General features: G+C 72.4%; 18 protein-coding genes. 9 read left to right on the forward strand and 9 right to left on the reverse strand.

The genetic code is table 11. The features are described 5' to 3' along the window. Positions 1 to 37 precede the first annotated feature (37 nt). The 5 genes from A3CE_RS55985 to A3CE_RS49825 are packed head-to-tail and all read left to right on the forward strand — an operon-like array spanning position 38 to position 3,359. Positions 38 to 208, forward strand: coding sequence for a hypothetical protein (locus tag A3CE_RS55985; RefSeq protein ID WP_020638455.1), 171 nt, complete (start codon positions 38 to 40; stop codon positions 206 to 208). Next, positions 205 to 1,965 (forward strand): CocE/NonD family hydrolase, encoded by a 1,761-nt coding sequence (locus tag A3CE_RS0102325; RefSeq protein ID WP_020638456.1) that lies wholly within the window; start codon positions 205 to 207, stop codon positions 1,963 to 1,965. The genes A3CE_RS55985 and A3CE_RS0102325 overlap by 4 nt, the downstream gene beginning before the upstream one ends. Then, complete coding sequence (locus A3CE_RS0102330) at positions 1,962 to 2,447, forward strand: nuclear transport factor 2 family protein (protein ID WP_020638457.1); 486 nt, start codon at positions 1,962 to 1,964, stop codon at positions 2,445 to 2,447. The genes A3CE_RS0102325 and A3CE_RS0102330 overlap by 4 nt, the downstream gene beginning before the upstream one ends. A gap of 23 nt (positions 2,448 to 2,470) precedes the next feature. Next, entirely contained in the window at positions 2,471 to 2,785 is a 315-nt protein-coding gene (locus A3CE_RS0102335; protein ID WP_020638458.1) for an NIPSNAP family protein, read from the forward strand. Positions 2,786 to 2,807: 22 nt separating this feature from the next. After that, complete coding sequence (locus tag A3CE_RS49825) at positions 2,808 to 3,359, forward strand: acetamidase/formamidase family protein (RefSeq protein WP_020638459.1); 552 nt, start codon at positions 2,808 to 2,810, stop codon at positions 3,357 to 3,359. 330 nt (positions 3,360 to 3,689) lie between these two features. Here the strand turns inward: A3CE_RS49825 and A3CE_RS0102345 are convergent, their stop codons facing one another. Beyond that, positions 3,690 to 4,178 (reverse strand): hypothetical protein, encoded by a 489-nt coding sequence (locus tag A3CE_RS0102345; protein WP_125591947.1) that lies wholly within the window; start codon positions 4,176 to 4,178, stop codon positions 3,690 to 3,692. 71 nt (positions 4,179 to 4,249) lie between these two features. After that, on the reverse strand, positions 4,250 to 4,591 hold the full coding sequence (locus tag A3CE_RS0102350) for a hypothetical protein (RefSeq protein WP_125591949.1): 342 nt from the start codon (positions 4,589 to 4,591) through the stop codon (positions 4,250 to 4,252). A 152-nt stretch (positions 4,592 to 4,743) separates the two neighbouring features. On the opposite strand from A3CE_RS0102350, the gene A3CE_RS55990 reads away from it, so the two are divergent. The 4 genes from A3CE_RS55990 (at position 4,744) to A3CE_RS59725 (ending at position 7,417) form a co-directional block, all read left to right on the forward strand. Beyond that, complete coding sequence (locus A3CE_RS55990; RefSeq protein WP_020638462.1) at positions 4,744 to 4,902, forward strand: hypothetical protein; 159 nt, start codon at positions 4,744 to 4,746, stop codon at positions 4,900 to 4,902. 127 nt (positions 4,903 to 5,029) lie between these two features. Beyond that, positions 5,030 to 6,442 (forward strand): IS1380 family transposase, encoded by a 1,413-nt coding sequence (locus A3CE_RS0102360; protein ID WP_169523912.1) that lies wholly within the window; start codon positions 5,030 to 5,032, stop codon positions 6,440 to 6,442. 171 nt (positions 6,443 to 6,613) lie between these two features. Continuing rightward, a complete protein-coding gene (locus A3CE_RS55995) occupies positions 6,614 to 6,970 on the forward strand; it encodes a hypothetical protein (RefSeq protein ID WP_125591953.1) in 357 nt (118 codons plus the stop codon). A 75-nt stretch (positions 6,971 to 7,045) separates the two neighbouring features. Further along, positions 7,046 to 7,417 (forward strand): DUF2690 domain-containing protein, encoded by a 372-nt coding sequence (locus tag A3CE_RS59725; protein ID WP_376741623.1) that lies wholly within the window; start codon positions 7,046 to 7,048, stop codon positions 7,415 to 7,417. A gap of 359 nt (positions 7,418 to 7,776) precedes the next feature. Here A3CE_RS59725 and A3CE_RS53225 read toward each other — a convergent pair whose 3' ends face one another. From A3CE_RS53225 to A3CE_RS0102400, 7 genes are all read right to left on the reverse strand, one after another. Further along, a complete protein-coding gene (locus A3CE_RS53225) occupies positions 7,777 to 9,609 on the reverse strand; it encodes a hypothetical protein (RefSeq protein ID WP_020638465.1) in 1,833 nt (610 codons plus the stop codon). Further along, positions 9,606 to 14,801: a hypothetical protein gene (locus A3CE_RS53230; protein WP_020638466.1), complete on the reverse strand. Its 5,196-nt coding sequence runs from the start codon at positions 14,799 to 14,801 to the stop codon at positions 9,606 to 9,608. Before A3CE_RS53230 ends, A3CE_RS53225 begins: the two co-directional genes overlap by 4 nt. Next, positions 14,801 to 17,905, reverse strand: a complete 3,105-nt coding sequence (locus tag A3CE_RS0102380; RefSeq protein ID WP_020638467.1) for a hypothetical protein — start codon at positions 17,903 to 17,905, stop codon at positions 14,801 to 14,803. Before A3CE_RS0102380 ends, A3CE_RS53230 begins: the two co-directional genes overlap by 1 nt. After that, the gene (locus tag A3CE_RS0102385) at positions 17,902 to 19,077 is read right to left on the reverse strand and encodes a Kelch repeat-containing protein (RefSeq protein ID WP_020638468.1); all 1,176 of its coding nucleotides are present in this window, start codon (positions 19,075 to 19,077) and stop codon (positions 17,902 to 17,904) included. The genes A3CE_RS0102380 and A3CE_RS0102385 overlap by 4 nt, the downstream gene beginning before the upstream one ends. Before the next feature lie 22 nt (positions 19,078 to 19,099). Then, complete coding sequence (locus A3CE_RS49830; protein WP_125591957.1) at positions 19,100 to 23,716, reverse strand: DUF6603 domain-containing protein; 4,617 nt, start codon at positions 23,714 to 23,716, stop codon at positions 19,100 to 19,102. Beyond that, on the reverse strand, positions 23,716 to 26,259 hold the full coding sequence (locus tag A3CE_RS0102395; protein WP_020638470.1) for a S8 family serine peptidase: 2,544 nt from the start codon (positions 26,257 to 26,259) through the stop codon (positions 23,716 to 23,718). Before A3CE_RS0102395 ends, A3CE_RS49830 begins: the two co-directional genes overlap by 1 nt. 343 nt (positions 26,260 to 26,602) lie before the next feature. Beyond that, entirely contained in the window at positions 26,603 to 26,950 is a 348-nt protein-coding gene (locus A3CE_RS0102400; RefSeq protein ID WP_084641195.1) for a ClpX C4-type zinc finger protein, read from the reverse strand. Between the last annotated feature and the right edge of the window lie 4 nt (positions 26,951 to 26,954).

A 26,954-nucleotide genomic window follows, 5' to 3' on the forward strand; every position in this document is an offset into this window, starting at 1 on the left:
TGCCGGAGCAACCACCGGCCGCTGGACCGATTGGGCAGTGCCCGCGGCGCTGGCCGCCTACGAGGCGGACCGGATCCCGCGGTACGCCCACGTCGCGGAGCTGTCGGCGGCGGTGGAGCACGCCGCCACGCCGCAGGGGTTCGCGCGGCACTACGCCGCGTTCAGCCACTGGATGATCACGTCGGCCGGGAATCCGGTGACGGCATGAGCTTCACGGTGGAGGTGGACGTGCCGGTGCCGATGCGTGACAGCGTCGCGCTCGCCACCAACGTGTGGCTCCCGGACGGACCCGGACCGTTCCCGGCGTTGCTGGTCCGCACGCCCTACGGCAAGGACGACGCCGGGCTGTACGGCAATCCGAAACTCCCCGACGTGTTCGCCCTCGTCGAAGCCGGTTACGCCGTGGTGGCGCAGGACGTCCGGGGCACCTCCCGGTCCCCCGGGACGTTCGTGCCGCACACTCACGAAGGCCCGGACAGCCTCGACACCCTCGCCTGGCTGGCCGCGCAGCCGTGGTGTGACGGCGCGGTCGGCATGTGGGGCGGGTCCTACATGGGGTTCAGCCAGTGGCAGGCCGCGCCGCACGACGTTCCGGCGCTGCGGGCGATCGCGCCGGTGATGAGCTCGGCCGACCCGTACGCGGCACCGTGGCGCTCCCCCGGCGGCGCGTTGTCCCAGGACGCGGTCCTGACCTGGGGCACCCTCTCCGCCCTGCGCAACCTGCGGCGCGGACTCGACGACGGCCGCGGTGACCCCGCCGACGCCGGAGCGCTGCTGTCCGGCCTGTCCGAACCGCGATCGCTGCACGAACCGCTGCCGATCGCCGGCCGCGCCGCGGTGACCCGCTCCCTGCCCTGGCTCGGCCAGGTGCTCGACCACCCGGAACGCGATGCCTTCTGGCGGGAGATCGCCGCGATCGACCACTGCGAGCGGATCACCGTGCCGGCCCTCCACATCGGCGGGTGGTACGACGTGTTCATCGGCGAAACCGTGCGGTCGTACACGATGCTGCGCCGGCACGGTGGCAGCGCCGCCGCCCGCGACGGCCAGCGGATGGTCATCGGCCCCTGGTCCCACCCCGACGGCACCGACCTCGGCACCTACCCCGACCGGTCGTTCGGGCTCGCCGGCAGCATCAAGACCGCCGGCATCACCGAAGCGCACCTGCGGTTCTTCGACCGCTGGGTCCGCGGCCGGACCGGCGCCCCCGACGACACCCACCGCGTCCGGCTCTTCGTGATGGGGGCCGACGAGTGGCGCGACGAGCCGGACTGGCCGCTGCCGGACACCCGGTACACCGGCTTCTTCCTCGACGGCGGTGGCCGGGCCGGTACCGCGGCCGACGACGGCGTCCTGACCCGCGAGGCCCCGGCCGAGGAGGCGACGGACACCTTCCGCTACGACCCGTGCGATCCGGTGCCCAGCCTGGGTGGCACCGTGCTCGCCGCCGCGCCGGGCGCCTACCCCGGACCGGCCGACCAGGCCGCGGTCGAAACGCGCGAGGACGTCTTGTGCTTCACCACTCCGGTTCTCCGGCGGCCCCTCGAGGTCACCGGCCACATCACCCTGGTGCTGCACATCAGTTCGTCCACACCGGGCAAGCTCGTCGACGTGCACCCCGACGGCCGGGCGATTCTGCTGTGCGAAGGCATCCAGCGCGTCCGCTACCGCGAGTCGCTCACCGAACCCGCCCTCCTGGCGCCGGGCACGGTCACCGAACTCAGCCTCGACCTGGGCGTCACCGCGAACGTCTTCCGGCCGGGGCACCGCATCCGGCTCGAGGTCTCCAGCAGCAACTTCCCCCGCTACGACCGCAACACCAACACCGGCGCGACGATCGCCACGGACGACGCGGACGCCGTGGTGGTGGTCGCCGTCAACCACGTCCACCACGGACCCGCGCACCCCAGCCGGCTGATCCTGCCGGTGATCGAACGCCCCACGTCCGAGGAGGACCGAGCATGAACGCGCTGCCGGAGCCGGCCGACCGGTTGGCCATCGCCGACGTCGTCGCCGGCCTGGCCCACGCCCAGGACGACCGGGACTGGATCGCCCTGCGACGGCTGTTCGCCGAGCAGGTGACGCTGGACCTGTCGACCCACTACCACGGCAAGCCGCCGACCACCGTGACCGCCGCCGACCTGGTCGAGCTGGCCCGCACGACCTTGGCGGGGTTCGACTGCACCCACCACGCCGCCACCGACCTCCTCGTGCGGCAGGCCGGCGACGAGGCCACCTGCCGCGCGCACGTGGTCGCCTACCACCACGTCCCCGCCGATCCCGGCGTCGTCGACCACTGCACGATGCGCGGCCGCTGGGACCTGAAGCTACGCAAGCTCGATGGGCAGTGGCTCATCGGGCACTGGACCGTCGTGCGCACCGCGCCGTGGGAAGGCTCCCCGGACGTCTACGCCCTCGCCACCGCCCGCCTCACACCCCGGACCTGACCGCTACCCGAGGAGCACCGCCGATGTTCTACGAAATCCGCACCGAGCACGCCCGGCAGGGCCGCGGCGTCGAACTGGCCCGCTACCTGGACGAGACCGTCATCCCGCTGCACCGGGAACGGGGGATGCGGGTGGTGGGCTCGTTCACCGTGGCCGGCGACGAAGACGCCGTCGTCTGGATCAGGCGCTTCGAAGACGACGCCGACCGCCGACGTATCCTCGACGCCGTCCACCAGGATCCCCGGTGCGCTCCCCTGGCCGCCACCGTTTCGACGCTGACGAGCGACCCGGCGGCCACGATCCGGCTCATGCCGACCGCCGGGTCGGCGCTGCGCTGAGCCCGACGTCGAAAGGAAACTCGTGGCCCAGTACCAGCTTCCCGCCACGCGCGAGACCACAGTGGACGTCTTCGACCGAGCCACCCCGCCCGTGCTCACGGTCGACCCGGGGGACTCCGTCGTCGTCGGCTCGCTCGACGCCGCCGGCTACCTCGACCGGCGGGTGCGGGGCGCCACGATGTTCCCGGACCGGCGCGGGCACTGCCTGACCGGGCCGATCGCGGTGCGCGGCGCCGAGCCCGGCATGGTCCTGGGCGTGCACTTCACGTCGATCACGCCCGGGGACTGGGGCTGGACCGCCGCGGGCACGAAGGACAACGCGCTCAACCGCCGGCTCGGGGTGGCCGGCGGCCCCGGCGCCTGGTTGACGTGGGACATCGGGCTCGAGACCGCCACCAGCGACCTCGGGCACACCGTCGCCGTCGCGCCCTTCCTCGGCGTCATCGGCGTTCCGCCCGCCGAACCGGGACCGCACCCGACTACAACCCTCAGTGACCAAGGTCAGGCACTAGCCACCAGTATCGCCGCTGTCCTCGTGCGAACACCCGGCCTGGCGACGAAGGCGCTTCGATAACCCCGAGAGGCGGCAGCACTCGGTCAGCTCGGCCTTCAAGCAACGGTCCTCCGGCGGAAGATGGAGCGCTGGGCGAGCACGTCCGCGGAACGGCCCACCACGGCGGCGGCTGGGCCGGCAGGATGAGCCGGTAGCCGGGGCAGTTGTCAGCCCAGCATTCGTCCAGGCCACACAACAGCGGAATCGTCCCGAGCAGACCGCGCTTTGTTGCATTTACAACGGTCGGACCATGTTGATCGCCAGTGCCGTGATCATGCTGGCCGGCACCGCCTCCGCGCTGCCGGCCAGCATGTCGATTCGTCATTCAGGAAACGGACTTTGCCGACGGCGTCAGCTGACTGCCACCGAGATCCGCCCGGCCAGCGCCGGGTCGTGCATCCAGTCGTGCGGCATCACACGGGAGCCGCCAAGACCCTGCGGGAACGCCACGGGCCCAGTGCCCGTGCCGAGGCCGAGTGCCACGAACACCAGCGAGATCACCGTGAACGCAGTGCTGAAGTCGGCGTGGTACTCGGCCGTCTGAACGATCCGGAACCCCACCGTGCCCTCCGGGGCAGTCTCGGAGAACGTGCCGCTCGCGTGCGCCGCGCCGAACAGCGGCGCCGGACCGCAATCACGCTGCCACTGCTGCGACCGCCCCAGCAGGCCGCCACCGGCGTCCAGGTACTCCAGCCAGGCCACGGCCGTGAAGGACGCGAACTTGTAGGTCGCGGTGAGCGAGACGGTGCAGGTGACGCCGCGGTTGTCGGCCAGCTGCGCGCTGGTGACCATCCACGCTCCGTCGACCGGGTGAGCATGGGCTTCAAGATTCTTGGACATAACATTTCCTTTCGGGATCATTGATGCAGACGTCCTCGATCGGCGATTAGGACGGGATCGGTGTCGGGAAATCAGCTCGACGCGGACGGCTCCTCCGGAGGATCATCAGGCGAGTTCCGCCAGAGACTGTGCGCCAGCAGCGCAGCGAGTGCCGACTTATGGATCGTGCGAGCCATGGCATAAACCGCCGCGACCACCACCGGCGCCGCGACGACGACCACCTTGGCGACGGCCGGCCCCGGCATGCCGACATACGTGAGCGCTACCGTCAGGGCCGCGCCGACGATGGTGGTCCACCATTCGGTCGTCAGGTAGCCACGCCGGCACAGAGCGTCGCTAATCGCCTCGACCGCCGCGACCACGCTGCCGCTGGGCTCCGCCGACGACCCGTTGCTGACTGCTGCTCCACTCATCGTTGTTGTCCTTTCTCGTGGTGTGACATTTGAAGGATCAGCGCCGCGTTGTCTCGTTTGGTCCCGCGGGACGAACGAGGGACGCCATTCGGGCGGCGGATTCCGCGCGCGCCGAACAACGCGCACACTTGCCTGCGTGAAGGGAGGCTGCGATGAGCGTGGACGAAGATCACGACGATCTGCACCAGGCGATGCCGGCGCTCCGCCTCGACGTGGGGCAGCCGTCGCTGCGAGACCTCGACGTGTTCGCACAGCGCCTCACGCGGCCGGTCGGCGGTCCGCTCCGCCCTCAGACCCGAATCCGCGAGTAAGGCTGACACGCTGCTGAGATGACGATAGGTGCCGCTCTGGCCTGGGATGATGGTGGTTGCGAAGACACAATCACGCCCGGGAGAGGACACCTATCTGGTGGGTAGCTTACGTGGTGGACGGCCACAGGTGCGGGTCGGCACGCCGGACGCGTCGTTGACGTCGGCGTCGGGGATGGCCGCGGTCGCGGAGTTGGTGGAGCGACTGGGTGTGGTCAGGTCGTTGGATGCGGCGGTGGGGCCGATCAAGCAGCGTGACCGCGGGTTCGGGGCCGGTGAGTTGCTGGTTGGTCTGGCCGCGGCGCAGGTGGCCGGGGAAGACTTTCTGGTCGGGTTGGACCGGCGGCGTGCTGATGTGGCGGGTCAGGTGCTCACGCCGGTGCCGGGGTTGTCCTCGACTACTGCTGCTGGGCTGGCGCGCAGGTTTACTGATCCACAATGGACTTCGGTAGAAGCCGGAGTCGCTTCGGTGACAGAGCGGATGCTGGAGCGGGTGCCCGCGGCGCGACGGAAACGGTTGTGCCGGACGGTGACGGTCGATCTGGATGCCAGCGATGTGGAGGTGTACGGGCGCAAGAAGCGTGGTGTCGCTTACAACTACCAGGGGCAGCGCAGCGGGCGTCCGCACGTGGCGTCCTGGGCGGAGGTCGAGACCGTGTTGGCGGCGGAGTTGTTGTCCGGTAACGATGATCCGCGCGCGAGTGCGAGCGGGTTGCTGCTGCGGGCGCTGGCTGCGCTGCCTCGGCGGGCGAGGCAGGGCAGGGTGCGGTTGCGGGCCGACGCCGGCTACTTCGCCGGTGAACTGGCCCGGGTCGCGTTCGTCCAGGGGGTTGAGTTCGCGATCGGCGCGAAACGCATCGCCCCGCTCTGGCGGATGCTGTCCGGCATCGCCGAGGACGACTGGGCGGACGCGATCGACATGGACGGCGCCCAGGTTGCGGTGGCCGACTATCGGCCGGATTGGTGGCCCGCCAAGACGTTCCTGCTGATCCGCCGGGTCCGCCTGGATGTCTCCCAGATCTCGGCCGATTCCCGTTCGCGGCGACGCCGCACCCTGCATCCCGGCCAGCAGGTTCTGCCGCTGGACGAGTTGGGAGACGCTGACGCGATCTACGGTTATTCCTTCATTCTCACCAATATCGACGTGTCCACGAAGGACAAAGTGGCCGCGGTCGAGTACTGGTACCGGCATCGCACCACCATCGAGAACCTGTTCCGCGACAGCAAACACGGTGCCGCGTTGCGCCACCTGCCTTCGGGCTATGCCGAGGTCAACACCGCCTGGATGTGGGGCGCGCTGCTCGCCACGGCCATGGCCGCCTGGCTGCACCAGCTCACCGCCACCGAGGGCCCGCACGGCCGGCTCTCCGGCTGGGGCACCCGCAACGGCAAAGCCATGATCGCGACCCTGCGCCACCGCCTCATCAACATCCCCGCCCGGCTCGATTTCCAGGTAGGGCAACCGACCCTGCATCTGCCGCCCGGCCACGACCTGCTCGCCGAAATCCTCGCCCGGCTCCGGAAACTGCCCGCAGTATCCTGATCATCCCGGCCCACTCGGCCCCGGCAAGGACCCTCGGACCCCGCGAACCCGGCGCGACCATCGGGCCGAAACCATGCCCGCCACCCGGAAACATCCATCACAAGATCAACACCAGCAAGTGAAGATCAACTCAACGCACTACTCGCCGAATCGGGTCAGACGTTGTCACCGGTGCTGCGAGGCGAGCGATTCCCCAACTGGGAAACTGTCGAACTGTTCGTGCGTTCCTGCTTGGCCAAAGCCCGGGCGTCGCGCCTGGCAGTCGACGAGGACAGGTTCGATCTCAAGCATTGGCACCGGCTATGGCAGCGGTGTGCCGCCATCCGGACGGCCGAGCCGGGTCCACCAGCGGGGCGACGGCCGCCGATCTTGAACAACTGCACCGGTGTCGTCACTGGCGATCACGCGCGCATGGTGGTCAACATCCAGCGTTTCGACGGCGCGTCCGGCGACGAGACGATGGTCTTCACGATCGCGGAGCCAACACCAAATCATCAGTCGGACTTGCCGGAAGGCGACTTCTTGTGAACGCCGTGTCGGGATATGGAAACCATAATTCAGGCGGACGTCGCAGAGGATCACGTGGCAAGCGCGGTAGAGCTAATGGCTCAAATTCAACGGGAGAGCCCAACGGCCGGCCCCTCACACCACGAGCCACAACACCCAACCGCACCGGTGGTCCGGCGAACGGGGCGAACCTCAAGTTCGGTTGTGTCCGCAAGAATCCCCGGCACGTCCGCTTACGTCGACCTTCGTTGGTCACCGACATGCAAGACAAACTGGGCGCGCACGAACTGGAACGGCGAGAGCCCGTCGACGCAGCTGCGAGCGGTCCAATGCCCGACCGGTTATACACAGGGCTATTCGCGCAACAACGGCTCCTACTGGTGGTCGCGGATGATCTACTCCCCCTCGATGGGTGTCTCCGCCCAGTGGGTGGGCGCTCCGGGCAGCATCGGTACCTCCTGCGCGTGAGCGCTTCATCGGACGGTGCCGGCCTCGACGGGCCGCGGTCGGCACCGTCCGATGAGGTGAGAACCTGGGCTACGCGCCGCCGGCGGGGCCCCGATACCGACCAGACACCATCCGGCAAACCGTCGACGCCCGCATCTACTGGTCCGAACGCAGCGCCGGCCAGCCACCCGACGACCGCGCCGTGAAGGAAGCCCTCCGTCGCTTCACGGACGACTTTAACCAGGCCCATGCCGCAGCGTGGCGAGTAGTCACAGGCCGATCGCCGACGCCGCGGCGCCAGGCAGCGCCAGGAACTCGGCTGGATCCGGAGCGGCGGCGACAGTCGCCGACGGGACCTGTGAGCGGCTGCAACCTCGCGGCTACGGCGGGTCCATCGGCGTGTCGACGAGCTGATCGAAGGCCAGGCCGCTGGTGGCCTCGCCGCGGCCGGTGCCCCGCCGGGTGCTCAGCCAGACCACCACCCGGCCGTCGCGCCAGCGGGTGCGGTTGTAGGCCACCGTGAGCCGGGTGCCGGTCTGCGGTATCTCTTCCTCATTCACGAAGTACCACTGGCCGCTGTCCAGGCCCTCTCGCAGGAGGGCGGTGCGGGGCCGGACGTCGGCGCCGTCGATCGCGCTCGGCATGGTGCCGCGCTGCAGCTGGATCTCGCGGTTGCCGTCGGCGGTGTGGACGGGCAGGAACGGGATCCAGTTCTCCGGGACGGTGTTCATCGCCTGGTAGGTGATCGGCGCGCGGGGTTTGTCGGCCGGGTCCTCCGGAGCCGGCACGAAGCGCTGCCGGTGGGCGAGCAGCTCCGCGGCCACTTCGCTGCCGCGGCGCGAGTCGCCGGTGGCCAGCCGGACGATCTGCTCCACGCCCCACACGAGGTTCGCGTTCTCGTCGCGCACCAGCGCCACCTCCTCCAGCGCCGGCCCGTTGGCGACCGTCGGCACCGACGGCGGCAGGAACAGCGCGGTGTCCGCCGGCACGTGCTCGGTGCCCGCGACGTCCAGGGTGAACATCGACCAGCGGCCGCGGTCCTCGTCGTCGCCCTCGCCCGCCGCGGTGATCCACCGCTGCACGCCGAAGACGTCGGTGACGGCAAGGCCCCTGATCGTGGCGATCGTGCCGGCGGGCAGGTCGCACGGCACCTGGAACCAGTCGTTGCTGTACACCAGGGCGAACTCGAGGAAGACGAGCCGGGCGAGGTCGGTGCTGTCCGGGCGCACGGCGGCGAAGTTCGTGCGGCCGTCCTCGATCGCCCACCACCTCGGCAGCGGCATCCCGGAGAACCGCACCGGGGCGGGGAACACCGTCCGGTTCAGCACCTGGGGCGCGGGGCCGGTGCCGCCGAGCGTGCTCTTCCGGTCGACGGAGAACGCGTGCCAGTCGAGCGTGCCGCCCGGGTACTCCTCGGCGGTCAGGACCTTCTCGCCGCCGCCTTCGGTGGCCGCGGCGATCGCGAACCGGTGCTCCAGCCGGCGCGGGTCCCACGCCGCGTCGCCCGCCGGCTGGTCGATCAGGTCCTCGAACCACGCGACCAGCTTGGCGGCCAGCTCCCTGAGCTTGCCGAAGTGGATGAACAGGATGCCGCCCAGCCCGGTCATCCCGTCGTAGGGTTCCTTGCCCGCCTTGAGGTTCTGGTAGAACGCGTATCCGTCCATCCGCCGCCCCGCGACGGTCTGGGTGGCCGCCCACACCTCCGGGTGCGCGACGAGCCGGGAGTCGGTGTCGGAGCCCGGATCCGGCAGCCGGATCGGGTAGTGCTCGACGTAGAGGTGCCGGTAGGTCCGGACGAGCAGGTCGGTGCCGAGGAGCTTGAGCCAGCGGCGGCCGATGGCCAGGCGCAGGTCGAACGAGATGCGGTCGGCGCCGAACGCGAACGGGACGGCCCGGCGCTCCGCGAGGGTCTCGACCGGACGGTCACCGGGCAGGTCCTCCGGTCCGCCGCCGAAGGACCGGAAACGGCTCGGGCGGGCCGCGGCGACGGAGTACGTCGCGGTGACCGGGGACCCGCCGTCGGTGCCCTCGAACTCGCCGAGCTGCCACTGCCGGGTGAGCATCCACAATGGATCGCGGACCTCCACGCGCAGCGCGCGCTCGAAGTCCGCCGTGCGCGGCCTGCCCTCGAGCCGGTTCCACACGCCGACGGTCGGCAGATCGGTCCCGCTCAGCGCGGCGGGCAGGTCGAGGATCGGTGCCGGTTCGGTCATCGGGCCTTCCCCCGCAGGTTGGTGACGGCGAGATCGGTGCTGATGGTGATCGGCTGCCGCGTGGCCGACAGGATGGTCGCGGGCAGCAGGTGCGCGTACGCCGTCCCGTCGAGGTGCTCCGGTTCGACGGCGCGGAGCCGCGCGAGGTCGAAGGTCTCGGTGACGGCGGCGAGGAGGTCTCCGTCCGCCCAGCCGTCCGGCCGCGGCGGCGTCACCAGCAGCATGACCTGGGGCGGCTCGGAGTCCGGCGCGTCGTAGTGCACGGCGAGCGCGGTCGTCTCCCGTTCGGCGGGCACGACCTCGGTCCACTCGTCGAACAGCAGCCCGCAGTGGGAGTCGCCGCCCAGCAGGGGTTCCTGCGCGTAGTGCGCGGTGAACAGCAACCGGTCGGCGGTGACGTCGCTGTCGGCGTGGAACTCCATGCCCAGCCAGTGGTCGTGCCTGCGGTAGGGCAGCTGGACCGGCGTGAGCACCGGTTCGGCGTGGCCCAGCAGGTCGCCGAGCAGGCCACCGGGCCCGCGCAACGCGTCGCTGAGGAGGACCACGCGTTCCCACAACCGCGGCTTCTCGCGCACGCGGGCGATCCCGTGCAGCCAGTCGTCGACCGGGAAGTCCCGGCCGTGGGCCTCGACGAGGTGCTCGACGAGCTCGCCGCTGTCGTCGACGGCTTTCTTCCAGTCCGCGTCGAGCTGCGCCGGCGGGGTGAACTCGGGCACGACGAGTACGTCCTCGCCGAGCATCGCCCGCAGCGCCGTGGTCGCGATCCGGACCCGGTCCGGCCCGGTGACGGCCTTGTCGTAGTCGGCGAGCGTGGTCTTCGTGGCTTCGAGCCGCGCGTCGAGGTCCCCCAGCAGGGCCTGCGTGCGGGTCAGCAGCTCGGCCGCGTGCCCGGTGATCCGGTTCTCGAACGGTTTCAGGTCGAGGCCGGTCGAGTCGAAGTCGGTCAGCGGCAGGAGGGCGGCGATGTCGGTGTACAGCCCGCTGAGGGTCTTCTTCTTCGACGCGGCCTGGCCGGCGAGCGCCTGTGTGCGGGTGGTGAACGCCTGCCGCCGGTTCCCGACGATCACGCGCAGCTTCGCCGGCGTGGCCGGCCGGGGCACGGCCGGTTTCGTGGTCAGCAGCGCCTCGGCCTGCTGCAGGATCCGGAAGCGCTCACTGTCCGGTGTGGACGGTGGGAGTGCGTCGTAGGCGGCGATGAGGGTGGTGGCCCGCGCGAGCGTGGCGCTCATGCGGTCCGCGGCGGCGGCGACGGCCGCGAGCAGGTCCCGGTAGACGCCGCCGCGCCACAGGATCGCCTCGCCCCAGCCGCTGCGGACCATGCCGAAGCGGCCGGCCTCGGCGGCGAGCCGCGCGTAGCCGGTGAGCAAGTCGTCGATCCGCTTGAGCACCTGGGCCGGCACCGCCACCACCGCGACCAGGTCGTCGAAGTACTCCTTCGTTTTGTCGCGCAGGTCCTGCGTCGCCTTGCGGACCGCGGCCGGCCGCGGCCTCGGCACGGTGACCGCGTCGTCGACGGTCCGGTCCACCGCGCCGCCCGCGGGCATCAGGTCGGTCACCCGCAGCGGCCGCGCGGTGGTGAGCAGCGTCCGCAGCGCCGCGATCAGCGGCGAAGCCTCGAAGAACGTGATCTTGTTCTCGATCCGGTCGATGTAGTGGATGACCGGCTTCGCGTCGGGCCGGGGCGCGTCCTGGTCCGCCACCACCCCGAGGATCCGGTCGTCGAGGTCGGTGAGCTGCGCTTGGTCGACAGGACGGACCCCCGACAGCAGGTCGATCGGCGCCAGGCCGATGTCGAGCTGCGTGACGACCCGCTGCCGCGCCGCCCCGGTCACCGGGTCGGTCCACCGGACCACGGCCGCGACGTCCTGCCGCGCGGGCAGCAGGTCCTTCAGCCAGTCGTCGACCGAAGGCTCCGCCATCGCGCGCGGGGTCGCCCCGGGCGGGACGCCGTGGGTGAGCCGCAGGCCGAACCGGTGGGTCAGCGTGGCGCCGCCGCGGGGCGTGCGCACGACGGCCGGATCGGGCGGGAACCCTTCCTTGCTGTAGGCGTCGAGGGTCGCCGCCGCGCGGTCGGTGTTGCCGAGCAGCGCCTGGTGCGTGCCCTCCGCCACGGCGAGGTCGGCGAGCGCGTCGTGGATGTCGACGAGGTCGGCCACCTCCTCGTCCATGACCCGCTTCTCGGTCTTGGTGAGGTCGGCGGGCAACCCGGTGGCGCCGTAGGGGTAGTGCGGCCGTGCGGGCTCGCGGGTGGCCCGGCGGACGAGCGCGAGGCCGTCGACGACCGTGCGGGCCTCCACCAGCTCGATCTCGGCCTGGTCCCCGGGACGCAGGTCCTGCAGCCGGCCGGCGCGCAGGGGGAACGCGCCCCGCAACGGCGTGATGACCCGGTCCAGTTCCACCGGGTCGTCGGGGTCTTCGCTGAACCGGTCGTGCAGGGCCCGTTCCAGCCGGTAGCCGAGCAGGGCACCGAGGGACTGGCCCTGGCGCAGCCCGTCGAGCAGGGTCAGCGCGGTCCGCACCCGGTTCGAGGCGAGGTTGATCGCGAAGGCGTCCTGCTTGCCGGACGCGCGGTTCGCGAGGTGGCCGGCCCGCAGGACGGCGGCGGTCGTCGCGTGGCTCGGTGACGGCGCGTGCACGTATCCCCCGTTGTCCGGGTCCCGCTGGGCGGTGGTGGTCTTGAACAGGGTCGCGAGGTCCCCGGTCAGCGGCACGTCGACGAGCGGTTTCTTCGTGGTGTCCCGGCGTTCGATGTTCTCCAGCCAGCCGTAGGCGCCCAGCTGCAGGCCGCGTTTCGGCGGTGCGGTGCCGTCGGGGCCGTAGCGCAGTTCGGTGAGCCGCTCGGTGACGAGGCCGAGCCGCCACGCGTCGAGCCGGTACGTGGCGCAGTCGAGGTGCTCGGCGAGCAGGCGTTCGAGCCGGGCGGTCGGCACGGCGGCGAGGCCGGCGATCGCCTCGAGCTGCCCGGCCAGCTCGGTGGTCGCCGGGTGGGTGCCGATGACGGACGGCAGGAACTCCCGGACCAGCTGGGCCGGGCTGCCCGTGATCGCCGCGTCCGGCGAGTAAAGGCGCAGGTACCGGCTCTCACGCAGCTCGGCGGGGAGGTTGCCGGTGATCTGGAGGAACAGCGGATCCGGTGACGGCGCCGGCAGGCCCGCGAGCCGCCGGGCCGCCTCCGCCCAGCCGAGCAGGACCCCGTGGCGCAGCAGCAGGTACAGCAGGGCGGCGGGCGGCGTGCCGTCGCCGAACCCGTCCTCGAGCCGGATCCGCTCCAGGTCGGTTCGGCCGAACTCGGCGAGCCGGCGCAGGTAGTTCTCCTCGTCCGGCAGCGGATCGGTCTCCGACAGCGGGCGGTCGCCGACGAGCGGGCCGAGCAGCGGCTGCTGCACGTCGGTGAACAAGCGGTCGAGCAGGTCCGGGCGCGGGTGCGCGGCGTCGGCCGGGTAGCCGAGGCGGGCCAGCAACGCCAGCACCGGTGGCGCCATGTCGAGTGTGGTCAGCGCGGTCACCACCTGCGGGCCGCCACCGCGGAGGTTCTCCCGGTTGTACAGATCCGCGACGCTCATCGCGTACCGCTGGTGGTACTCGGCGGAGGTGGGCTGCAGGGCGAGGATGTCGAGGAGCCGCTGGTGCGGGTCGGCGGTGCCCGCGGCCCGGCCGAGGTGCTCGACGCGGGACGCGGCGGCCGTCCAGTCCTCCGTGGCCGCGTCGAGCAGCTTCGCGAGGCCACGCCGGTGGGTCGCGGTGTCCGGCCAGGTCATCCGCTTGAAGGAGGTCGTGGGCAGGATCCCGTAGGGCTGCCGCCCGATCCGGACGGCCGGGATCGGTCCCCGGCCGGACACATGCCTGACGAAGAAGTCGCGGGTCTGCGCGGCGACGTCGTCGGAAATGATCGGGTGCAGGGTCGTCTTGAGGTAGGAGCCCCAGGTGGCCGGCCACAGCGCGGTGTTGGCGGCCCGTGCCTCGCGCTGGTCGGTGCCGTCGGCGCCCGGCATGCCGGTGAGGACAGCCGGGTCCAGCCCGAGCAGCTCGGCGAACCACCGGCCGTCGCTGCGGTCCCGCCACCCGCTCGCCGAGACGCCGAAGGCGCTGCGCCGCGCCGCCTCGGCCTCTTCCTGCTCGCCGCGGCCCGCCGGTGCCTGCTCGGTGTTGTTGGTGGGCGTGCCCTGCGGCAGGATGCTGTACCCGTTGGGGCTGCGAAGCTGGTTCGTGATCAGCGTGCCGAGCTCGGCCGCCGTCTGCTCCGGCCCGGACTTCTGCCGCAGCCCCAGCACGACCAGCCGGTCGACCCGCTGGTGGAACGCGGGTTTCAGCGGGATCCGCACCCCCATGCCGGCGTTGACGGCCTCGTCGAAGTTCGTCAGCCAGGTCAGCGCGGGCGGCACCCGCAGTTCGCCGGTCTCCTCGTTGATCTTCGGCTTGTCCTTGTCCTCGGTGGCTGCCGGGTCGGGGCTCACGAGCAGCGGTTCCCGCACCGGGTTGGGGGCGGGCTCCGAGAACACCTGCCGGCCGCCGACGTAGCCGATCACCTGGAACCGGTCCGGCAGCAGCGTCGCGCGGGCCGGCTGCGTCCACGCCTTCGGCCGGATCCGCTCGGCCGGCATCGGGGGCAGCACCAGGAACGCGACGGCGACGGCGTCGGTCGCGCCGGCCGGCACCGGCGTGAGCCCGACCGGACGGCGGGCCCGGATGGCGCCGGCCCGGGTGGCGCCGACCGCGGCGAGCAGGGCGAGGTCGGCGGCGAGCACGGCGCCGCGGTCGCCACGGGCCCGCCAGACGGCGGTCCAGTAGTCGACGGTCGGCTGCCGGTCGTTCGCGGCGACGGGCTGGGGCGTGACGACGGCGAGCACGGTCGTGCCCGCCGGCACCGACGGCCGGTCGGCCGGGTTGGCCGGCTCGTGCTGGGTGAGCAGCCACGTCGCCCGGCCCGCCGGGATCCGGGCGACCAGCTCGTGCCAGGCCGCCTCCTCGGCGACCCGGTCGCCGCCCGCCCGCCACAACGCGGTCCAGTACGCGTCGAGGACCTCGACCTCGGCGGCGGTGAGCTTGTCCTCGAACTTGTCGATCGCCCACTCGTCGGGGAAGATCCGCACCAGCAGGTGGGTGTCGGTGAAGTGGACCTCGAGCCGGACCGGGCCGAGCAGCACCGGGTACGCACCGCTCGGCTCCGCGGCGGCGAGCACGTCGTCGGTCATCAGAGCAACATCTCCTGAGCGTGGACGGCCATCAGCACGGGCGCCTGGAACAGGACGTAGGCGATCTCGGCTGAGCTCAGCCCCGCCTGCCACACCGGGATCCACCCGTCGTCGTCGTGCTGGCCCTGCTTCTCCGCGTCGGCCGCCGGGTCGCTGAGGCGCACCAGCGGCACCGTCTTCGCCGGGTCGTCGACGTCGAGGAACCGGTCGCCGGGGTCGGTCACGGCGGCCCAGGTCAGGTCGTTCCACGTTTCGACGTCGACGACCGGCCCGTCGTCGAGGCCGAACCGCGGTTCACCGGGCCGTTCCTTGATGACGAAGAACCACCCGGGGTCACCGCCGTTCGGGTCGCCCTTGGCCTTCTTCTTCGTCAGGTCGAACCCCAGCAGGTAGATGTCCGGTGCGACCTGCGCCTCGTACAGGGGAAGCTTGATTTCGCCGGTCGTCGGGTGGGCCGGGTCGTGCGGCTCGACCGGGACGCGCTCCTTCTTCAGGTCCGGGTGCTGGTTGTCGGGGAACCAGGCGGCGCGCTGGGCGTAGACGGCGGCGTTGGGGTACTTCTTGAGCAGCTCGCCCCTGATCACCAGCACGAGCTCCTCTTCCTGCTCGATGTCCCGGTTGTCGTGCGTGCCGAGCGCGGAAGCCCTGTCCCACAGGTGGATGGGCGGGATGTCGTAGAGCCGCTCCCGCCGTGCGGCCTCGGATTCGCCGGGCCGGGGCAGCTCGGTGCGGGGGTCCCAGAACTGGCGGAAGGTCGTGCCGCGCTGGTCGGCCGGGTACTCCCGCCACAGCAGTTCCCGGTTCATCTCGAAGTTGAGCCCGAGCAGGAACGCCTCGATGAACTTCTGGTTCGTGCTCAGCAGGCAGATCGTGTTCGGCGGGACCTTGCCGAGGTTCGGGACGAACGAGTCGACCGACAGGTCGAGCAGCGCCCGGTACATCGGCAGGTCGATGACCGGGTAGGCCATCACCTCCTGGAACCGTTCGGCGAACGGCCGCAGCCGCTTCGGCACGGCGATCGAGTCGAGCACGGCCGCCGGCACGGTGGCGTCGGAGTCGAGGCCGGTGAGCATCGCCCCGGTGGCCGCGGCGACGCCGAGCAGCTCGGGCGGCTCGGCCTGCCCACCGATCCCGGCGACGCGCCAGGCGTCTTCGACGTCGAAGACCGCCGCCCGGAAGCGCGCGGCCTCCACGCTGTCGCCGCCGCCCTCGTGGGCCACGAACCCGGTGCCCGGCAATGTGATCCGGAAGTCGGCGCTGTGGGGCAGCTCGCCGGACCCGAAGACCGGGTCGGTCATCGTGGCGGCGATCTCGGCCGGGGTGACGACCGCGCTCGGGGTCCGCTTCGGGCCGGCGGCGCTCACGCCGCCGGTTTCCCGGTCCAGCAAGGAAACCAGCTCGTCCGGCCGCCCGGTGGGGAAGCCGAGTGCGCGGGTGAGCCGGGTGCCCGGCCGGGTGATCCGGCGCATCGGGGCGGACATCGGCGCCGCTGTGACCCGGCTGCGCGCGACCTGGTAGCCGACGGCGACCCGCTCCCCCGCCGCGCCGCCCGCGGCGAGGGCGGCCGGGCCCGTCCCCAGCCGGACCCGGGGGTGGGCCGGCGCGGTGAGGGTCAGCGCCCGCGCGGAAAGCGGGCCGTCGGCGGCGAAGGTCGCCGGCTCGTCGAGGTGCTTCTTCTTCAGCGCGAACCCGACTTCGCGCTGAAGCTGCGCGGCGCGGATGCGGGCGTTGGCGGCGACGACTTCGCCGACCTGCGCCCAGGCCGCGTCCATGAACTCGTCCTGCCGCTCGCGGACGATCCGCGCGCCGAGGCTCGCGGCGACCCGGTACCGGGGGTCGAGGTTCACCCGGTGCACCCAGTTGCGGACGGCCGGGACCGGCGAGCCGGACCGCTCGTGGATCAGCCGGGCGGTGCGGGCGTGCCAGCGGCCGTACAGCGGCGGCGTGATCACCGGATCACGCCGGGGCTCCGGCTCGGCGAGGTTCGCGTGCGCCTCGGCGGGCCCCCGCTCCAGATAGTCGTCCGCCAGGTTGATCCGCTCGGCGAGCGCGGTCTGGAACGGGTGGAACGGAGCGCCGTCCACCTCCCAGCCGTCCCAGGTGTCCCGGACGTCGTCCTGGTGGTCGGGGTCGGCCAGCGCGCCGCCGAGGTGCAGCACGCCGCCGATGGCGGCCGGCGTGGTGATGCCCGGGAGCCCGGGTGCCGCCTTGCGGTGGACGTCCATGTCCCGCAGGCCGACCTCCGCCGGGACGTGGCCCGGGTCGAGCAGCCGCACCAGGTACTCGAAGTCGCCCGCGCTGCCGGTGGCGAAGAACCAGCGGTGGTAGTACGGCAGCTGCCCGGGCAGCTCGTGCTCGCCCTCGCCCCAGGCGAACCGGGTGCCGACCGGCCGGGGCGGCAGGCCGAGGCCGGCGCGGCGTCCGCTTTCGTACGCGGACACGAGGAAGGCGTGGTAGCCGGTGTTCGGCGCGAGCCGCCGCGGGCAGATCAGCCGGGCGCACGCGTTGTCCGGGTTGGTGTCGAGCACCCGCTGCAGCGCGGGGAGCACGGCGTCCATGTTCGCCGACACCACCGGCTCGTCGAGCTCGCCGTTGACGTGGACGTGCGCGAACGCGCCCAGCTGCCCGAGCGGCGGCAGCACGGCCGGGTCGAGGACGGTGACGAACGGCAGGGGCCTGCCGGGCACCGCGGTCTCGGTGAACTCGCCGTCCTTCCCGTCCTTGTCCGCGGCGAGCACGACGAGCGCGAGCCACGGCGCGAGCCGCCCGCCGGCGTCCTTCGCGCCGGCCGGGCTGTAGCGCCAGAGGAAGTCCTCGTCGTAGAACTCGATGTGCGCGAGGTAGTTCGGCTCGACGTTGGTGATCCACGGCCGCGGTTCGACCCGCGAGACGGCGTTGGCGGCCACGCCGATCACGTCGCCGGGTCCGTAGATCTGCACGTCCCGCACGACGTCGGCGCCGAGGGGCGGGGCGTTGCCGGTGATCGGGTCGCCGGCGACGTGCAGCGTGACCGGGATGGTCGCGCGGCTGGAGTCCCCGGTCGGCGCGACGATCTCGGTGGCGATGCCCGACCGCAGCCAGGGCAGGAACGAGTACGCGGTCACGGCGTCGCCGCCGTGGCGAAGATTTCGGCGGTGCCGGTCAGTTCCTCGGCCCCCGCGCTCGCCGCCGCGGCACCGGACCGCGCGACGCCGCCGGCGACCATGGCCCGGCCGCCGGACAGCGCCACGGCGGCGAAGGCCCACCGGCCGGTGGCCAGGCCGCCCGCCGTCGTCCACTTCTTGGTGGCGCGGTCGAAGATCGCCGCGCTCTCGTAGCCGGCGTCGTCGTGGACGTCACCGGTGCCGCCGACCACGAGCGCCTGGTCCGGGCCGAGGGCGACGGCCCGGTGGTGCACGCGGCCGCCCGGCAGGTCGTCCACCGGCGACCAGGTGCCGGTGGCCTGGTCGTACAGTTCGGCGGCCGCCCGGCTGAACGGGTCGAACGTGCCGTCCCCGCGCCCGCCCGGCGCGCGGCCGCCGGTGACGAGCACCGCGGCACCGCCGTCGAGCGCGGTGGCCTGGTGCCCGGCCCGGGCCGCGGTCATGCTGCCGGTGACCGACCAGGTCTTCTGCGCCGGGTCGTACAGCTCGCAGTAGGCGAGGTCGGTGTCGGTGCCCTTGCCGACCGGCACCGCGCCCCCGGTCACGAGCACCTTGCCGTTCTTGAGCAGGACGGCCGCGTGCCCGCCCCGCGGGTCGGTCATCGGCCCCACCTCGGTCCAGGTCTTCGCCACCGGGTCGTACAGCTCGGCACCGGCCAGCGCCAGCTCCGACTGTCCCGACCGGACGGCGAAGCCGCCGGCCACCAGCACCTTGCCGCCGACGAGCACCGCGCTGTGACCCCACCGCGCGTGCTTCATCGGGGCCGCGGTGGTCCAGGCGTCCTGCGCGGGGTCGTAGAGCTCCACCGTGTTCAGGCCGGGCGAGGGGAACTGCCGCGATCCGGTGATCCCGCCGGCCACGAGCACGCTGCCGCCGTCCAGCACGGTGGCGGTGTACAGCCGGCGCGTCACCTGCATGGCCGCGGCCGCGGTCCAGGTCTTCGCCGCCGCGTCGTAGACGGCGGTCCGGCCGGCCGCGGTGGCCGATCCGTCCGCCCCGCCGATGACGAGCACCTTGTCGGTGCCACCGGTCAGGAGCACGGCGCCGTCGTGCCGGCCGTACCACGCGGCCGGCGACGGCAGGGTGCCCGCGGCCGTCCAGGTCCCGGTCGCCGCGATTGTCGGACTGCTCATCGGTGGAGCCCCTTCGTGGGTGTCACGGGGTGAGGATCTCGGTCTGGTTCGTCGCCGTGGCGGTGCCGCTCGCCGCCGAGGCCCCGGCGCGGGCGTGGCCGCCGGCGACGAGGACCCGCCCGTCGGCCAGCGCGACGGCCGCGAAGTCCCATCGGCCGGTGGCGAGGGCGCCGACGCCGGCCCAGGCGCCGGTCCTCGGGTCGTAGGTGACCACCGAGCGGTAGCCCGCGGCCGGGACGGTGGCGGCGCCGCCGATCACGGCGACCTGGCCGTCCGGCAGCGGCAGGGCCCGGTGGCGGGTGCGGCCGGCGGGCATGCGCGCCACGGTCGTCCACTGCCCCGTGTGCGGGTCGTAGCGTTCCGCACTGTCCACAGCGGACAGCCGGACGCGGCCGCCGGCGGTGGTCACCGGGCCGTCGCCGCCGGTGACGAGCACCGCGCCGCCGGGCAGCGGTGTCACCTGGTGCCCGGCGCGGGGGGTCGTCATGCTGCCGGTCGGTGTCCACGAGCCGGTCTCCGGGTCGTAGAGCTCGCAGAGGGCCGTGGGCACCTCGTCCTCGCCGGTCGCCACCGCGCCGCCGGCGACCAGGACCCGGCCGCCGTCGACGAGCACCGCCCGGTGCCCGTGCCTGCGGTCGGTCATCGGCTTGCGGTCCGGCTCCCACGCGCCGGTCCGCGCCCGGTACAGCTCCACAGTGGACAGTGAGCGGCCGTGCGCCCCGATCCCGCCGGTGACCAGCACGTCGCCCGAGGCGAGCACCGTGGCCGTGTGCCCGTACCTGGCCGTGGCGGGCTGGTGGGCCGCCGGGGTCCACGCCGCGGCGACCGGGTCGTAGCGCTCGGCACTCGCCAGGCCGTCCGGCGCGGCCGCGGCGCGGCCGCCGACGGCCAGCACGGTCCCGTCCGGCAGGAGGCTCACGGTGTGCCCGTCGCGGGCGTGGCCCAGCTGCCCCGCCGCGGTCCAGGTGCCCGGCACCGGGTCGAACACCGCGGTGGCGGCGATGGCCTGGCCTGTCCCGTCGCGCCCGCCGGCGACGAGGACCTTCCCGGTGCGGAGCAGCACTTCGGTACCCGGGCCGAAGGCGGTCGCCGCGGGCAGCGGCCCGGCGCTCGACCAGGTCCCGTGACGCGCGGGCGTGCCCGCGGCCTCGGTGCCGGGCAGGACGTGGAGCGTGCCGGCGAGCCGGGCGTCCGCGCGCACCCAGCCGGCGAGCGCGTCCTCGGCAGCGGTCCTGCTGCCGAAGACGGCTTCCGTGCCGCTGGGGACCGGGCCGCCGGTGGTGGGCGCGAACGCCTGGCTGTTGTTGCGCTGCTGGGCGATCACGAACCGCTGCCCGGGCAGCCGCACGGTCTGCTCCGCCGGGAACGGCTGCCGCTGCGCGGCTTCCTGCCGGGACAGCGGGGACCGCGCGGTGCTGCTGCCGTCGAGCAGCTTCGTGAACACCCCGGAGCTCGGCCGGTAGAGCCGTTTCGTCGGCGCCGCCGCCGCTGCCACCTCCGCTTCCGCGACGGCGGCGCCGGCCTGGTGCGCCTTCCGCACCTTGCTGTCGGTGACGATCATCTCGTACCGCGCGCTGCGCCGGGCGGCCCGCGTCGACAGCAGCCGCTGGTCCGCGGCGGCGAGCTCGAGGCCGGCGTCCTGGTTCTCGAAGGCGGGCCGCGACAGCTTGGCCGCGTCGTCCATGTTCTGGAACTGGGCCATCGCGAACTTGTCGCTGGTGGTCGAGACCCGCCGCAAGCCGCCGGCCGGGGTGACGGTGAACCGCTTGCCGTCCGCCGGGCGCTGCGCCCCGACCTTGTCGACCGTGACGTTCAGCGGGATCGCGCGCTGGCGGATGAACAACGTGCCGAGCGGGTGCAGCACGAGCTGGTCGGTGTCGTCGAGCGGGCGCAGCGTGACCAGCGGGTTGGTGCCACCGGTCGGCAGCCGGGTCTGCCACCCCTCCTGCTTGCCGAGTTCGCCCGCCAGCAGCGGCAGCACGGCGATGGGCGGCAGGGTGGGGTTGTCCTTCGAGCCCCAGGAGATGTCGAAGTCGGCCGAGATCTCGAAGAACAGCAGGGAGATCGACCCGCTGCCGCGGGCGCGCCACGGCGCCGGGCCGGACAGCTGGAACCGCAGGTCGATGCCGAACAGGCCGACGCCGAACGCCTTGAGCGTCACCCCGGCCGAGATCTCGATGACGAAGGCGAACGGCGAGAACTGGAACAGCGCGTCGAAGCTGAGGTGGCCGTTGATGCCGAAGTCGTCGAACCCGAGCACGAGCTCGGCCGCGGCGCCGAACTGGACGGTGTTGCTGGTGACGGCGAAGTAGCCGGAGACACTGATCCGCTCGCCGGGCTGGTTGAGGATGTCGACACAGATCCGCTGCGGCACGGGGAACGGCAGCTGCGGCGGCGAGAACGACGGGTGGAACCCGCCCACCGACAGCACGAGGTCGGCGTCGTCGCCCCAGCCGATGAGCAGCCCCATGCCGCCCGAGATGGTGACGGACAGGATGTGGGAGTCGAACAGCTCCGCGTAGAACCACAGGCGCTGCTTGCCGAACTCGATCGCGCCGACGAAGTTCACCTGCAGCACCAGCAGCGGCAGGTGCTCCTCGGGCAGCACGCACCGGAGCACGCCGAGGATGGCGATGTCGCCGGGGATCTCGACGATGACCGCGAGCGAGACGGTGACCAGGGCCGGGGTGCCCCAGCCGATCTTCGCCATCGGCCCGACCAGGAAGGTGCCCTGCTCCGGCGGGAAGAAGGCCCGCAGGTCGGACAGGATGCGCGGGGCGTTCGCGACGACGTCGCGGGGGAACATCACGGATTCGATGGCGCCGCTGTGCACGCCCTCGACCAGCGCGTCGAGGTTCATCCGGCGGTGCAGCCCGAGCACGCCGCCGACCCCGAGCAGGGTGAAGCCGAGCCCGAGCTGCAGCCCGCCGGGGAACTCGGTGGTGATCACCGCGAGCAGGGAGAAGCCGTCGGAGCCGTCGGGCATCCTGGTGCTGATCAGCCCGATCGCCTTCAGCTCGAGGAACCCCGCGAACCGCAGCTCCAGCGCGCCGGCGTACTCGCGGGTCTTCTCGTCGTAGGACAGGAACCCGCCACCGGTGACGACGCCGGCGTCCACGACGAGCCCGATCCCGCTCGGGGCCTTGAACCGGAACCCCAGGTCCAGCGGGCCGAGGTTGCCGCCCCCGGCGGGGAACCTCGTCACGGCGACGACGCCGACCCGGTCGACCGTCGCGGAGATCGGCCCGAGCGAGGCGGTGAAGCCGCCGGAGATCTCGATCGGGACCCCGCCGTCCGCGACGCCGGCGCTCAGGTACAGCGTGGTGATCTCGACGGGCCCGAGGTCGACGTGGATCGGCAGGGCGAGGTCGACGCCCCCGCTGCCGCCGAGCTGCAGGCCACCGGACGGCGTCCACCGCGCCTGCACGTCGAACCCGGCTTCGAACCGGCCGCCGCCGGTGATCGTGCGGAGGAAACCGTCCCCTTCGGACAGGTCGACGAGCACGTGCCCGCCTTCGAGGACCATCCGGGCCGACGGTTCGGCGGAGACCGCGCCGGCGGTCGTCCCGTCCGCTTCGAGGCCCAGCGCGACGGCGAACCGGGTGAACTCCAGCCGCGACGAGCCGGTCCGTCCGATGAGGACGATGGGCTCGGTCCCCTTCGCCTCCAGCCCGACGGACGCGTCCACGTGCAGCTCGCCGGTCGCCGGAAGCAGCTCGAACCCGAACGGCGGGACGATCCGCGCGGTCAGGCCCTCGTCGTACCGGCCGTGCACCTCGACGACGACCGTCCACAAGGGAGTCAGCGGGATCTTCTCGACGAGGTCGCCGGCGAGCGGCAGGCGCAGCCGGGCGGTGATGGACGGCGGCAGGCTCGCGCGGTCGGCGGCGAGCCGGAGCACGTAGGCGTCCAGCACCGGCGCCCCGCCAGGCGGCGCGAGCTGGACGTAGGGGATGTCGCGCCCCGCGAAGTACGCCCCGATCGCGCTGAACAGTTTCGAGCCGTCGAAGGTCGCGTTGCCGAAGTCGAAGATGTCCCGCAGCCAGCCCGGCGGGTCGGTCAGCGCCGCGATCAGCCGGTCGAACCGGATCGCCTTCCGGCGGACCGGCACCACCGTGGGGTCGGCGCTGTCGAGGAGAACGGGCTCGCTCTGGACGATCCCGGTGAGGGTGAGGAAGTCGACGACACCCGGGCCCTTGCCTTCGAGGTAGCCGAGCAGGACGAAGTCCACCAGCCGCTTCGGCAGTTGCGCCACTTCGGCGCGCAGGCGCGCTCGCTGGGCGTCGGTCAGGCTGCCCGCCGCGGCGACCGCCGCGTCGAGGGCGGGTCCGAGCGCGGTGATCGCGTCGAGCGTCGTGCGGATCGCGCCGAGCAGGGCCACACCCGCGTCCGCGACCTGCTTGACGTCCCCGCCGCCGACGGCGTCCACGAGCCGCCCGATGAGCGGGGCGAGGCCGCCGGCCTGCACTACGACCGCGCCGATGGCGCCGCCGGCCGCCCCGAGCCCGCCCGGCAGGCGCAGCCCGAGCCGTTCGAGGAACTCTTCGCGCGTGCTCTCGGCGAGGTGCTGCTCCAGCGGCCGCAACGCGGACGCGATCTCCCTGGCCAGCAGTTCGAGGGTGCCCGCCTTCGCCGCCATCAGCTCGCCTTCGCGTCGTCCGCCGGGGGAAACCACCTGCCCGGCAGGCCGAGCACCCCTTCGCGGTGTTCGGCCACCGCCGCCCGCAGCGCGGGGCTGCCGGCCCGGGCCAGCGCGTCGAGGAACCGGGCGAGCCCTTCGGCCACCGGCCTGCCGCCGAGCCGCACCGGCACCGGCACGTCCCGGTCGACGTCGCTGACCAGCAGCCGCAGCAGCACCGGCCCGTGCATGCGGTGCCAGGCCACCAGAACCCGGCGGTCGGTGTCGATCAGGCGCCGGACCTCATCCACGTGCTCGGACACCAGCGCCGCGATCAGCCGGCCCTCCGGGCTGCGCCCCACCCGGTCCCGCAGCCGCCGCGCCCGCCCGGCGACGGGGAAGTACGCGGCGGGCGAGAGCACGATCGGCTCGCCGCCAAGGCTCACGGCCTGCGGTTTCGCCGCCTTCACGGCCTTTTCGGCGTTCACGAGCCCGAAGCCGTACCCGTCCTCGCCGTTGGGGAGATGGGGGTTCGGGTCCGGCGGGTCGCACGTCCGCTGCAGGAAGTCCTTGACCTGCGCGTGGCTCAGGTTCGGGTTCATCTCGAACATCAGCGCCACCACGCCGGTGACGTGCGGCGCGGCCTGGCTGGTGCCCGATTCGGTCTGGTAGAAGTCGTAGCAGCACTCGCACCAGCTGCCGCCGGAGCTCTCCCCGCGGTTCAGCGCCGAGGTGATGTCCACTCCCGGGGCGCACAGCTCCGGCTTGGTCCGGCCGTCGGCCGTCGATCCCCGCGCCGACGTCTCGGCGACCTGATGGTCGTCGGGGTTGTACGCGCCGACCGTGATGGGCAGGTTCGCGGTTCCCGGCGAGTGCACGGTCCGGGTGCGGACCTGGTCTTCGAGGTGGAACCGGGGGTGGACGTCCTCGGTCGTCACCGGGATCCAGCAGTCGAAGATCGTCGCCGTGCCGGCCGTCTCCCACAGCTTGACCGTCCACTCGCCCATGGCGATCGTGCTGCCCGCCCTCGGCGCGATGGTGATCCTGATCAGGTGGGTGCCCTTGGGTGAGGCGTTGCGCACCGACTGGATGGTCACCGGGTGACCGGCGACGGGCTTGGCGGTCTGTCCGGTCAGCCCGGTCCGGCCGAACGAGCCCGCGTTCCCCGGCGCCACCAGGTCCACGTCGAGCTGGCCGGCACCCGGGTACCAGAGATCGAGGAAGTCGTCTTCCTTGTCCGCTCGATCGTCAGTCGTCGCGACGACGACCCGGACGGTCACCGGCGCGTTCGCCGCGGTGTGCGCCGGCACCGTCTTGCGCGCGTGCACACCGCCGCCGGCTGGGTAGAGCGCCCCGCCCACCACCGGATTCACCGGGTCCAGCACCGCGCCGTCGTTGCCGGCGGAAGTCACGATCATCCGCTTCGTCGTGCCGGTCAGCTGCCCGTCCAGCCCGATGTCGAGGGTGTCGGTGCCATCGTGCGGACCGAGGTTGTTGCCGAAGCTCATGTTCACCACGGCCGGTTTGCCCAGCGCCGCGGCCGTGTCGAAGATGTACTTGACGCCCCGCAGGATGTCGCTGTCGAAGCCGGTCCGGCGCACGATGATCAGGTCGGCCTCCGGCGCGACCCCGACGTAGCGGCCGGCGCCGTGGCAGTTGCCCTTCTGCGCCCCGTTGCCGGCGGCGATCCCCGCGACGTGCGTGCCGTGCCCGTCGACGTCCCGGGAAAGGTACGGCTGGATCGGCAGGCTCAGCCCGAGGTCGATCTCCTCACGGACGAACTCCCGGCCCCGGATGATGCTGATGCCGGACGCGCCCGTGCCGGTCGGCACGAACGAAGCGATCCGCCCGGTGTCGTAGACGTTGGGCGCGTACTTCCCCACGAAATCGACGACGATGGCAGTCCCCGGCCACGGACCACCGGTCACTTCGATGTCCTCGGCCTTGATGGAGGGGAACGCCGCCAGCAGGGCCGCCTGCACCTGCTCCTTGGTCGCGGTCAGGGGCAGCGGGGCGGTGGTGTTCGCCGGGCCCGACGGCACCTTTTCGTGGGGCAGCGGCGGTGGCCGCCACCGCAGCCCGACGGGGTTCCCGGTGCCGGTGCCGGTCACCGCCATCGTGTGCCGCTGCGTGAGATCGAGCAGTGAGTGGATGCGGGTCTTCCCGGTCGACGGGGTGCGGAACGAACCGTGGAAGATGTCGATCCCGGAGTCGACGACGCCGACGACGACGCCCTTGCCGCTGAATCCGGGCGGGATGGTGCGAGCGGCGTCGCCGTGCATCGCGGGCACGCTCTTGTTGAGGTGCGAAAGGCGAATCCGGTCGCTGCTCACGTAGGCGACATCCGGCAGCTCGGCAACCGCTTCGAGGTCGTCGACGGCGATCGTGCCCGTGACCACCGGGCCGGCGACCAGCTCCACCCACAGGCCGGCCTCTTCCACCGCGTGCAGGTCGCCGGTGACGTGCACGAGCACCCGGACTCGCTCCGGCAGCTCCTCCGCGACCCGGGCCCGGGCACCGTGCACCCGGGAGGCCAGTGCCGCGTCCAGTTTCGTGCTCGCCAACGGAAATCCCCCGGGTCCGTGGCGCGACCGTCCCGCGGTGCGTTCGACACCGCCGGACGTCGAGCCGGAATCGTCCTGTTCCCAGACAGCCGGGCTCCAGCCTGCGCGCCGCCCGAGACGGGCGTCAACGAAGCGGCGCAGAGTCTGCCCCATCGGGCGGGCCGACGCAGGAGAGTGCCGCCGCCACTACCCGGCGCTCAGCTCCGACGGGCAACGCCGAGTCCGGCCACGACACGCGCAACCGGCCTTCGCGGCCTCGACACGGTGGGACTGCCCCGAGTTTGCTGCGGGAGACGAGGTTCGCGCACGAAGTCCGCTTCTACGCCGGTGTGGGTGTCAAACCCTAGGCGAACCGCTCCCACGCCGACTGGCGTGTCATCCCCAGGGCCTCGCCGATCTGCGACCACGTGCCACCCAGGGCGCGGGCCTTCGCCACCCACGCCGCCAGGTTCTGCTGCACCTGGGTGCTCGCCGCCGATACCGGACCCAGGTTCGACAGCACCTGCTCCAACGGCAGGTCGTGCTCCCACGGTGCGATGAGCGGCGCGTCGGCGGGCTTTCCGTCGATCGCCGTCACGCACAGCTGGACGCAGCCGTCGCAAATGAACACCCCCGGCCCGCCGATGAGTGTCTCCACCTCCGTGTTCGGCTTCGCGCAGAACGAACAACGGGCAATCACCGCAGTACCCATGGAA

It is taken from the genome of Amycolatopsis balhimycina FH 1894, from assembly GCF_000384295.1.
GTDB lineage: Bacteria > Actinomycetota > Actinomycetes > Mycobacteriales > Pseudonocardiaceae > Amycolatopsis > Amycolatopsis balhimycina.

Excerpts from the sequence above, each read along its gene's own strand:
- A3CE_RS0102325 (WP_020638456.1), top strand. The coding sequence starts at position 205 with ATGAGCTTCACGGTGGAGGTGGACGTGCCGGTGCCGATGCGTGACAGC.
- A3CE_RS53230 (WP_020638466.1), bottom strand. The coding sequence starts at position 14,801 with ATGACCGACGACGTGCTCGCCGCCGCGGAGCCGAGCGGTGCGTACCCG.
- A3CE_RS0102400 (WP_084641195.1), bottom strand. The coding sequence starts at position 26,950 with ATGGGTACTGCGGTGATTGCCCGTTGTTCGTTCTGCGCGAAGCCGAAC.
- A3CE_RS0102335 (WP_020638458.1), top strand. The coding sequence starts at position 2,471 with ATGTTCTACGAAATCCGCACCGAGCACGCCCGGCAGGGCCGCGGCGTC.
- A3CE_RS55990 (WP_020638462.1), top strand. The coding sequence starts at position 4,744 with ATGAGCGTGGACGAAGATCACGACGATCTGCACCAGGCGATGCCGGCG.
- A3CE_RS49830 (WP_125591957.1), bottom strand. The coding sequence starts at position 23,716 with ATGGCGGCGAAGGCGGGCACCCTCGAACTGCTGGCCAGGGAGATCGCG.
- A3CE_RS59725 (WP_376741623.1), top strand. The coding sequence starts at position 7,046 with ATGGCTCAAATTCAACGGGAGAGCCCAACGGCCGGCCCCTCACACCAC.
- A3CE_RS0102385 (WP_020638468.1), bottom strand. The coding sequence starts at position 19,077 with ATGAGCAGTCCGACAATCGCGGCGACCGGGACCTGGACGGCCGCGGGC.
- A3CE_RS0102330 (WP_020638457.1), top strand. The coding sequence starts at position 1,962 with ATGAACGCGCTGCCGGAGCCGGCCGACCGGTTGGCCATCGCCGACGTC.
- A3CE_RS53225 (WP_020638465.1), bottom strand. The coding sequence starts at position 9,609 with ATGACCGAACCGGCACCGATCCTCGACCTGCCCGCCGCGCTGAGCGGG.
- A3CE_RS0102350 (WP_125591949.1), bottom strand. The coding sequence starts at position 4,591 with ATGAGTGGAGCAGCAGTCAGCAACGGGTCGTCGGCGGAGCCCAGCGGC.
- A3CE_RS0102345 (WP_125591947.1), bottom strand. The coding sequence starts at position 4,178 with ATGTCCAAGAATCTTGAAGCCCATGCTCACCCGGTCGACGGAGCGTGG.